Raw genomic sequence first — 10,820 nt, forward strand, 5'->3', positions numbered from 1 at the left:
CTGATTATAAATGATTTAACACCATAACACGTATTGTTTTTTCAAAATTATTAGAAAGTATTGCAGTGAACAAAGAACTGTTTTTTTGTGTCTTCATTCTTCCCGCCTTTTTCCCTTAAAAGAAAGGCAGGATAATTTAACTCACCTTTTTCACATCATCCTCTTGTGTATCTTCTTTCAGCCAGTTTGATTTTTGGATGAGAAAATAAAGAACAAATCCTGCAACTAAAGCATGAGCAGCACCATAAGTAAATAACACAATCGCCATAATACCCGCTACACCGCGTTCGCTCTGCGTAGTAACTTGTTCAAACCCAATGGATATACAAAGATACCCTGTAATAATTAATGTTAAAGATAAAGCGATGGGCAGTACAGGCTGGAACAACGTCACAAGCGGTAATAAAAGAGTAGCGATAAGCATAGCCGCGATTAAAGAGATCGAACCTGAATAAACAGAGTCCATCGCTTTACGACCGTATTTATAACGCTCTAAAATAGTTGCCGTTCCTGCAGTAAATATCGGGCCAGCTAACCCCGGATGTGGTGCCAACAAAGCATGAATCATGTTACGAATAAAAGCCAATACATGCATATTTTTTAAATCTAGATGAATTTTTTCATCCGGCCTTGCCTTTTGCGCTTTATCGACAAGAAACGTACCGACTACAATGTCTCCATATGCAATAATATAGGCAATAAAAGCGGTGGGAACAGCCATGAGAATAATATCAATGCTCGGGAACCCTACAACAAACGGAGTATAATTCCACATCTCTGCAAAATTAGGAACAACAAATCCCCACTCAATTGTTGGTGCCGAATACTCTCTAGAGATCCACCCTACAATGATAGCCACAGAAATCCCTGACATGATTCCAAAGTTTCCAATTACTTTTGCCAGTTTGCTCGTTTTGTACAGCCTTGTAAACGATTGAGAAAACATGACGAACAAGCAAATAAGTGCTCCGATAATTAAAGAAACAGGAGTGTCAGCCAGCCTTCCTCCTTCAACGATTTCCCCGTAAACAGCAGCTACACCAGCGCCAATTAGTATACCAGCCTTCAGAGAGTTCGGCAGCTTCGTCACAATCATTTTCCCTAACCCGGTAATACCAAACAAGAGAAAAATAAATGCGACAGTTATCTGCAACGCCACAATTCCTTGCACCGCTTCCGGCCCGGGTTCGAAGTTTTCTAAAAATATAACGAACAGCGGAATACCAGCAGTGATAAAGCCAGGAACCAACGGTACACCAAATAAAGGGCCCATTAACATCGTCACAAGATAAATGATAGAAATAGCTAAAGCTGCCTCATACGACATTCCTGCTACGTTTTCTAAGATAGGGACAATTGCTAAACCAATCGCAAACAATACAAATCCTTGAATTAACTCCGGAGTTTCTAACCGAAAATGAATGAACGGCAGCCGAATTTGAAATGGTCCAAATTTCCAAAAAGGATGTATATCTCCTTCTTTTCGCCTATAAATAGCTATCGCAAACGCCTCCTTTATGAACTACATGTGGTATACCGTGTGATTCCCTCCTCATCACCTCTCTCATTTTTTCTCTTCCTGCCAGTAGATTAAGAATTTTTCTCCGTATTTAAAAATGTTAATGCTTCAATTGTTCTGGCAAAAAGAGTGCAGCCTTCACGAGTAAAAGGAGCATGAATGGTGCCTTGCGGAGTAAACAGATAATCCCCTTGATACAGTTGATATTTTCCTACTTTGCACTCGCCTTCAAGTACAAAAACCTCTTCATCTGCTGGATGGTCATGAAGCGGAAAGGAACTGTTTGGTTCCATTTTTATTAACACCGTGCTTCCGCCTTCTGGAAACTTATACAAGTTTTTTATATAGACACCTTTATACGGCAGAGCTTTCCATGCCTTTTCATTGGAAACATAGCGGCTTTCTTTTTCTTGCACGTTTTGTTGACTCATTATTTCCCCTCCCGCGTTATCTTAATTCTGCTTTCAGTTCTTCCTTTAACTGTTCTTCAAGTGCCACTTTTTTAATTTTTCCGCTTGCAGTCATCGGCATATTCTCTATAAGCAGCAATTTATCAGGAACTTTGTAATCAGCCACTTTCCCTTTGATAAAATGAAGCAAATGTTCTTCATTCACTGCTGCGCGTGGTTTGAGTTTTACACAAGCACAAGCAATTTCACCTAATACTGTATCGGGCAGTCCAACAATAGCGATTTCCATCACATCCGGATGCGTATAGAACACTTCTTCAATTTCTCTAGGATAAATATTATAGCCGCCACGGATAATCATTTCTTTTTTCCTTCCTACAATACGCAAGTAACCGTCTTCATCTAATGTCCCGAGATCGCCCGTATAGAACCAGCCCTGTTCATCCAGAGCTTCTGCTGTTTTTTCTGGCAGATTGTAATACCCTTTCATCACCCCAAAACTCCTGCAGGCAATTTCTCCTACTTCTCCAAAAGGAAGCTCCTGTCTGTGGTTGTCTACAATTTTCACTTCTGCTCCTGGAAGTGCTTTTCCCACTGTTTCAGCACGCACAATATCTGGATCATCAAATGTAGTCATCGTTAAAGTCGGGGAGGTTTCACTTAACCCATAAGCTACCGTAATGTCGCATCCCATATCTGTGCGTATACGTTTAACAATTTCTACCGGACACGGTGCAGCTGCTACAATTCCTGTTCGCAATGAGGATAAATCATATCCGGAAAACTCTTCATGATTCAGCTCGAGAATAAACATCGTCGGAACTCCGTGTTTGATGGTGACTTTTTCATTTTCCATTATTTCTAATGACGCTTTTGGTTTATAAATATCCATCAAAACCATTCGTCCTCCAGAAGCGATTGCGCTCAATATACTTGGCACCATGCCAAAAACATGGAAAACGGGAACAGCCACAAGAAACACATCACTAGACGTGCACCGCATCTGCTCAGCGGAAATCACTCCTGTTTTCACAACATTTGCATGGGTTAACATCGCTCCCTTCGGCGCCCCTGTAGACCCGGATGTGTATAAAATTGTAAAAATCTCTTCTTCTGCATCTATATCTGCCGGCGTAAAAGAAGAACTTTTCCCTCTATGAAGCAAATCACGGTAAGTTAACAGCCCTTCCTCTCGGTAACGCACTGTAATCAGCGTCTCCAGTGTTGCTAACTTCTGTTTAGCTTGTAGAAATTGCTCTGCATGATGAACTCCACTGAACTCCTTTGTAAAAAATGCAAATTTTGCTTCCGAGTTTTGAAGAATATATTCTACTTCTTCTGTGCGATAACGAGTGTTAAACGGAACGATAACAGCACCAAGATGAGCAATCGCCATATAAATAACTAAAAATTCATTCCAGTTTGGTAAACAAACAGCCACTTTGTCTCCCCGCTGCAGCCCTTGATGCTGCAGAGAAGCTGCTAAAGCAAGTGAATCCTCCCACAGTTGGCGGTAAGATAGTCGTGAAGACTGGTCAAAAGAAACCTCTTTCTCAGGATCTCTGCGGCAAGCCGTTTCAAGCATTTGCGAAACATTTAAATGATATAGCTGATTGTACATCCTTGTTACCTCCTTGTACGGTGTCAACGTGCTAGAACTTTCTCTCAACATTGGTCAAGCCTTTTCCTCTTATCCATAACGTCAAAGACAACATATCTGTCTTCCTAAATAAATGTCAGCGCTTTCATTTATCAGTGCAAGTATGGTTCGAAGATGCAGTGCGTGTTCTATCTGCCAAAACATTTCTGTTTTGATAAACCTCCTTCAATCGAAAAGTCACATGTTTATTTTCAATTAAAAATATTATCATTTTTCAGAATTATATATCACCTTATATTTCAGGAATTTAATCACTTTTATTCCAAAAAATAAAGGAATATAGTATTTTCATATATTTTTTTGTATAAGAAACTTCTGTTCTGTAAGGTACTTCTACTAAGAACGCACACGTCCTGTGGCGGGCGTTGAAGTCACCACATCCTGTGGAAGCACTTCCTGTGACAACACTGAACGGACTCCCATCCTGGGGGCTCGCGACAAGTCCTGGATCTTTCGCGCAGGGCCCGGAGTCAAAAGGAAAGACAGAGGATGTTCAGCTAAAACCACCACGTCCTGTGGCAGCGCTGAACCGATCCATATCATGTGCGCCTGAGCGGGCAGACGCTTATGCTGGATCATGAAAACACTAAACTTTTATATTTTCTTATCTTACCAAAAAAGCCGTGGACACCCTCTCTCTGGATGATGTCCACGACTTTTTCGTTTAAAGGCTTTTAGTACAGCTCCTTTTACCGCCCCTTAATTAAACATGTTTATTGTTATGTTCAGATATATAAGTACACAAAGCCGCCATTCCAGGAAGTTCTTCCTCCCTTCATGATCCGATTAGTACCAATCTTGTGTCACCTAATTATGTAAACATTAGCTTCAGCAGGATTCATTTTTTTCTATATTTTTTGTACCAAGTATAAATGAGCACGACTATTATGCAGGCGATCGTTAGTTTAATAGAAAAACGAAGCAGTTCTACCGTATACTCCATTCCATCTTTTTCATAACTCGTATATCCTGTTTGAGCAGGTACCATTGTTGTCGTATCAATCACCAGGATACCAACAGCAAGGGAACACACAAACCCATAAATCCCTGTTTTCACAAGCAGGCTTTCCAATATTATCCCTCCCCGTAACCATGATAACTTATATGTTTTCTTCTTCCCAGCAACTGCTTTCTTCTATTACTAACTAAAAATTTTGGTCCCGCAAAGCTGCAGAACGGTGAATGTAACCAATCTGACTGCCACGGCCGCCGCCAACCATAGCCCTGCGAATCGGCTTTTCTATGTGCTTTTCCCCATTAATCATCTTCTGCCTCTCCTGTCTTCCTCGCTAATAACCAACGCGTTTTAAATAGTCAACACTTTGTTTGACATCTTGTAAACTCGTATCTGCATGTCGAGGGTCTCTTTCTTGTTCAATTGTAATGTAGCCGTGATAATTAATATCTTCAAGCAGCTGGTGAATAAAATTATAGTCAATAATGCCTTGTCCGATCGGACACATAACACCTTTGGCACAAGCATCGAAAAAGCGAATATGCTCTTCCATGACTTCTTCGTACATCTTTCCATTAATATCTTTAAAGTGAATATAGTCGACGCGGTCTGCGCAGTCTCGCAGCCACGTTACCGGGTCCATTTTTGAATAATATAGGTGCCCGGTATCAAGACACAGCCCCGCCGTTTCATAGGGAATGTCTTCTATCAGCTTGATGATTTCATCTTCAAACTCAATGTAGCTGCCTGCATGAGGATGAACAACAGGACGAATGCCATACTGTTTCCATGCCCTTTCTGAAATCGCGCGAATGTGTTCCATCATTCGCTTCCAATCCGCTTCTGATAGACGCTGTGCTTCCTCTTGATGACCAGCTTTGTAATCTCTTTCATCATGTCCCCAATCGATAATAACAAGATACGGAGCAGGAGCGTTTTGTCCTGCTTCTATAGGGACAGACGGAAGCTGTGCCATCAAAGAACAAATATCGTCTACCTGCTGAAGCAGATTATCTCTGTTAGATGCTGAGACTAAATCATCAAAAATCGTCCCCGCCACAACTGTTAAACCGTTTTTGTGTAATTCCGCTTGTACACGCTCCACATCCAGCGGAAGATAACCATAAGGCCCCAGTTCTATCCCTTTATAACCTGCTTGTGATGCTTCTTTCAGCACCCGCTCCCATCTTGGAAGATGTGGATTTGCTGGATCATCGACGCCCCAGCAGCAGGGCGCTCCTGAAATGTTGATACTCACCTGCATCACTCCTTGTATTTACAGAGAAATCACTGCGTGTAAAATGACTGTTATCCATATGCCTAAACCAATAAGCGTTTTCACTAAAGTTAGAGTACAAGACACTGCTTCTTTTTGTATTTATCTAAACATGCCTTATTTTTATAAATAAAGGACATTCATTTTTGCGTACAACAGTGACACTAATGTTCACCTTGGATTGCCACAAATTATCATTGCAGACTTTCTGAACATTCTCATTCTTAAACAGGAATGCCCTATTGCCATGGCGGTGTTTATTTTTTCACACAAAGAAAAGCGCAAGCGCCGTGAAAGAGGGACGTTCGGCTACAGTGAAGGAACTTCTACCAAGAACGCACACGTCCTATGTCGGACGTTGAAGTCACCACATCCTGTGGAAGCACTTCCTGTGATAACGCCGAACGGACTCCCATCCTGGGAGCCCGCGACAAGTTCTGGAGAATCGACTATGAAAAACCGGTCTTTTGCTTTCCATAGTCGGACCGAAGGAACCGCAAGTGAGCAGGCGCTTATGCTGGACCATGAAAACGCCAAACTTTTATACTTTCCTGCCTTATAAATAGGAACTTTTATTTGCTTCCTTTTTCTTTTCCAAGTTTCTTAATTCAACACGGCGAATTTTACCTGACGTCGTTTTCGGCAGTTCATTAATAAATTCAATTTCTCTTGGATATTTATAAGGTGCCGTGATTTTTTTCACATGTTCTTTCAGTTCATTTATTAGCTCCTCGGAATCAGACGGGGATGTCTTTAAAATAACAAAAGCTTTTACAATAGCTCCACGGATGTCATCTGGTTTGGCCACTACTGCACACTCTTGTACAGCGGGATGTTTTATTAATGCATCTTCTACTTCAAACGGTCCAATGGTATATCCCGAGCTAATAATAATATCATCCGAACGTCCTTCAAACCAGAAATAACCGTCTTCGTCCATACTTGCTTGATCTCCTGTTAAATACCATTCTCCCCGGTAAGCAGCAGCTGTTCGTTCTTTATCATGCAGGTATCCTTTAAATAGAGCCGGCGCGCTTTGATGCACCGCGATATCCCCTACTTTTCCGCTTGCAACCGGGTTCCCCTGCTGATCAATGATGGACACTTCATTACCTGGAATGGGTTTTCCCATCGCCCCGGGCTTTATTTTCTCTCCCTTGATATTCCCAACGAGCAGCGTGTTTTCTGTTTGGCCGTAACCGTCACGCACTTGAACATGAAAGTATTGTTCAAACACTTCCATAACTTTCTGATTTAATGGTTCCCCTGCACTGACAGTACTTCTAAGGTGTGGAAGTTGATATTGCTCTAAATGATCTAACTTGGCCATTAAACGATACTCAGTTGGTGTACAGCAAAGAACATTCACCTTGTATTTTTCCATTAAGCTCAAATACTTTTCAGGCTTAAAACTGCCGTGATAAACCAGTCCTGTTGCACCAGCACCTAATGTCGACATAAAAGGAGTCCAGTTCCATTTTGCCCACCCCGGAGCAGCAGTGGCCCAAACAATGTCCTCTTCTTTCACATCCAGCCAGTTCGCAGTGACGGCTTGGTGAGCATAGGCCCAGCTGTGGTGATGGATAACTCCTTTCGGATTTCCAGTTGTACCAGAGGTATAGTTAAGAAAAGCCGTATCGTCTGAACGTGTTTCTACTATATCGAAGGCATCTGATTCATTTTCTGTTAATTGTTGATAATTGGTCCACCCATCGATTTGCCTTCCTATAGCAATATGGTGTTTGATACTAGGTGTATGAGATCGAATGTTGTCAAAACGGCTGGTTAATTCATCGATACAAATAACTGCTTTCGCTTCGGAATGCTGCACGCGGTACAGCAAATCTTTTTCCAGCAACATTTCTGAACCTGGTGAAATAATTAATCCCGCTTTTAACGCTCCTAAATATGCAAAGTATGCTTCGGGTATCCGGGGAAGTGTAATAATGACAATGTCTCCTTTTACTAACCCCAGCTGTCTGAAACCGTTTGCAATCTTATTGGATTCCTGCCGCAATTTCGCATATGAAATTTGTGTGGATTCACCAGCCTCATTTTCCCAAAGAAGAGCCAGCTTTCCATCTCGGTCGGCAAATCTATCGATATCTTGAGCCATATTATAAAACACAGGTGCTGTCAGGCTGCTTTGTTTCACTTTATCCCCTCCATCATCTCTAAGATTAAACAAGCTTTGCTGCTTACTTAAATAAACATTGCCGCTGTGCCTGCATGTAAATCCGGTTCACCATCCGCTAACATAATCAAATGTCTTCTTCACTCTAAAAATCCTTGCTTCCCTCGACCTTACTTCTTTTCCTTTTAAAAAACTTCCAGTCCACACAAACGTGCTCTGCCATATTCCCTTCGAAACCACCACCTTCTCGCCTTTCCAATCGGAGATAGACATAAAAAACACTTCTTTCTAATCCCTAAACACTCTATTTTATTCGAATATTCTATCAATTCTCGTTATTACGCTCTTTTCCTTTATCTATTCTATAAAAATTGTTAATTAAATTTATTGAATAATTCTCTTTTCGCACCTTTTTGAATCATTTACGGATTATTTTGCACGATTTGCTAACTTCCCCCCTCCTTCAATAATCATCTACAACAAGAAAGCCATCCTTATTTCATTCCATTGGTGTATTTGAAAAAGGAAAACAAAAACAGCAGCGCCTTTTTATAGATGCAGATACCAAGCTGCTCATCCCCTACACTTCAATCCTGTCACAAATCATTTGAAAAGCAGTTTATCTGATGTTCGATCCATCAATCAGCACATGATTCAAAAAATTGATTAATGTGAGAGAACAATCAGTAACACAACACTAAGCCTGCTGCAGTATGGCAGTAAGAGGAGAGTGAAATGCATCCGGTAACTAACGATAAGTGTTTCGTATGTCACAAAAAGGGAAAATATAGAAAGGTATAAAGATGAGGAAAGGAGAACTCAGACATGTCCGCAGAAATGGTTGGACTCAGTCTCATTGTCATAGGTATTCTATTAGTTATCGGCAAATGGCTGCGTATTCAGATTCCCATTTTTCAAAAGTTATATTTACCCACTTCCATTATTGCCGGTTTTATAGCTCTTCTATTAGGGCCTGAAGTCTTGGGCAGAGTCATTGGTACAGCAGCTGGTGACGATGTAATGACATTTGGGCTTTTCTTAGAGGAGATATATGCCGTATGGGAGACACTCCCTGGACTGTTAATTAACGTTGTCTTTGCCTGCCTGTTCCTTGGATTTACTTTACCCAAGTGGAAGGATATTTGGTTTGTCGGTGGTCCGCAAATATCGTTTGGCTATACACTTTCCTGGGGACAGTATGTGTTTGGCATTTTACTTGTCTTGCTGGTCTTAGTACCTTTTTTTAACATGTCTCCTGCTGCAGGAGCATTGATTGAAATTGGATTTGTCGGCGGACATGGTACAGCCGCAGGAATGGCTGGTACATTCGAGCAAATCGGGTTTCCTGAAGGTTATGATTTAGCAGTCGGCTTAGCAACCGTAGGGATCCTTTCTGGAGTAATCATTGGTATTATTCTAATTAACGTTGCGGTGAGGAAGGGACAGACAAACATATTAAAAAAAGCCGAAGATATTTCTTGGGATCAGCAATTAGGCGTGATCCAAGAAGAAAGACGTGAATCTGCAGGTAAGATGACAACGAGCCCCATATCTATTGAACCTTTGGCCTTACACTTCGCTTATATTGGAATTGCCATTTTTATTGGTTTTCTGCTGCTAGAAGGCCTGATTTGGCTGGAATCTGTGACCTGGGCTCATTGGGTAAATGTGGAATTAATGGGATATATGCCTCTCTTCCCGTTTGCTATGATTGGCGGCGTAATTGTTCAAGCCGCTTTAACGCTTTTTGATCGGTACGACACGATTGACAGAGGACTCATCAATCGTGTGCAAGGATTGGCGCTGGACTGGTTGATTGTCAGTGCATTAGCGACTTTATCCCTACAAGTTTTGGGAAGTTATTTCGTTCCGTTTATTCTATTGTCACTCGTTGGTATCATGTGGAATGTACTTGCCTTTGTCTATATCGCTCCGCGAATGATTCCTAATTATTGGTTTGAACGAGGCATGGGTGATTTAGGTCAGTCAATGGGTGTTGCAGCAACTGGGTTACTGCTGATGAGAGTGGTTGATCCTGAAAACAGATCCCCTGCACTGAATGCTTTCGGTTACAAACAGTTGTTATTTGAACCCATTGTTGGCGGTGGGTTGTTCACAGCAGCTTCTGTACCGTTAATCATTCAATTTGGTGCTGTTCCTGTACTGATTTTGACTACAGTGCTCATGCTTATCTGCTTTGCATTCGGTATATTTTACTTCGGACGAAAGTAATCTTCATACCGCACCAGAAAATCTCAGATCATTCAAAGAAAAGCGCAAGCGCCGTGCTCACGAGCGACAAGTCCTGGAGGGCCGGCACATGGAAAGCCGACCTTTAGCTTTCCATCGTCGGACCGAAGGAACCTCGAGCGAGTAGGCGCTTACGCTAGACAAAGAAAAGCGCAAGCGCCGTGCTCACGAGCGACAAGTCCTGGAGGGCCGGCACATGGAAAGCTGACCTCTAGCTTTCCATCGTCGGACCGAAGGAACCTCGAGCGAGCAGGCGCTTGCGCTGGACCATGAAACGCCGAACTTTTATACTTTCCTACCTGTTAAAAAAGGTCTGGGAGTTTTTGACGCTCCGGTAAAACGTAAAACACGCACCTGTTATATTTTGCTGTCATCACAAAAAAGAAGAAGTAAAGGAGCTGCTCCTTTACTTCTTCTTTTTTTCCTGCCTTTCAAGCTTTGCTTCTTTGAAAGCAGAGCAACCAACCTGATGTGGTTCTTGCTGCCCTCTACCTCAAAGAAATTATTCCTCTATGTCATATTTGTCTAAATCAACTTGCTGCAAATCCAGTCGCTGAAATTCCCAAGGACGAGGGGTCGGCGCGGTGGCATCAATGCCTATTTTCGTTCCTATCCC

The 10,820-nt window shown here is 41.9% G+C and carries 7 protein-coding genes; 1 reads left to right on the top strand and 6 read right to left on the bottom strand.

Translation table 11 applies throughout. From position 1 onward, the window contains the following. Nucleotides 1-136: 136 nt before the first annotated feature. From BLT18_RS15395 to BLT18_RS15430, 6 genes are all read right to left on the bottom strand, one after another. The gene (locus tag BLT18_RS15395; RefSeq protein ID WP_245705290.1) at nt 137-1,378 is read right to left on the bottom strand and encodes a xanthine/uracil/vitamin C permease; all 1,242 of its coding nucleotides are present in this window, start codon (nt 1,376-1,378) and stop codon (nt 137-139) included. 212 nt (nt 1,379-1,590) lie between these two features. Continuing rightward, a complete protein-coding gene (locus tag BLT18_RS15400) occupies nt 1,591-1,950 on the bottom strand; it encodes a cupin domain-containing protein (protein WP_091275988.1) in 360 nt (119 codons plus the stop codon). Nucleotides 1,951-1,966: 16 nt separating this feature from the next. Then, on the bottom strand, nt 1,967-3,550 hold the full coding sequence (locus BLT18_RS15405) for a long-chain-fatty-acid--CoA ligase (protein ID WP_091275990.1): 1,584 nt from the start codon (nt 3,548-3,550) through the stop codon (nt 1,967-1,969). 877 nt (nt 3,551-4,427) lie between these two features. Then, a complete protein-coding gene (locus tag BLT18_RS15415) occupies nt 4,428-4,661 on the bottom strand; it encodes a hypothetical protein (RefSeq protein ID WP_091275995.1) in 234 nt (77 codons plus the stop codon). Nucleotides 4,662-4,878: 217 nt separating this feature from the next. Further along, nucleotides 4,879-5,802, bottom strand: a complete 924-nt coding sequence (locus BLT18_RS15420; RefSeq protein ID WP_091275998.1) for a sugar phosphate isomerase/epimerase family protein — start codon at nt 5,800-5,802, stop codon at nt 4,879-4,881. A gap of 574 nt (nt 5,803-6,376) precedes the next feature. Then, nucleotides 6,377-7,975: an acyl-CoA synthetase gene (locus tag BLT18_RS15430; protein ID WP_091276003.1), complete on the bottom strand. Its 1,599-nt coding sequence runs from the start codon at nt 7,973-7,975 to the stop codon at nt 6,377-6,379. A gap of 804 nt (nt 7,976-8,779) precedes the next feature. Between BLT18_RS15430 and BLT18_RS15435 the strand changes: the two genes are divergently transcribed. Then, nucleotides 8,780-10,186: a sodium/glutamate symporter gene (locus tag BLT18_RS15435; RefSeq protein ID WP_091276006.1), complete on the top strand. Its 1,407-nt coding sequence runs from the start codon at nt 8,780-8,782 to the stop codon at nt 10,184-10,186. The last annotated feature ends 634 nt before the right edge of the window (nt 10,187-10,820 follow it).

Source organism: Alteribacillus persepolensis, from assembly GCF_900099605.1.
Classification (GTDB): Bacteria; Bacillota; Bacilli; order Bacillales; family Marinococcaceae; genus Alteribacillus; species Alteribacillus persepolensis.

What these genes read in the sequence shown, in the direction of transcription:
- BLT18_RS15400 (WP_091275988.1), bottom strand. Translation starts at nt 1,950, where the DNA reads ATGAGTCAACAAAACGTGCAAGAAAAAGAAAGCCGCTATGTTTCCAAT.
- BLT18_RS15405 (WP_091275990.1), bottom strand. Translation starts at nt 3,550, where the DNA reads ATGTACAATCAGCTATATCATTTAAATGTTTCGCAAATGCTTGAAACG.
- BLT18_RS15435 (WP_091276006.1), top strand. Translation starts at nt 8,780, where the DNA reads ATGTCCGCAGAAATGGTTGGACTCAGTCTCATTGTCATAGGTATTCTA.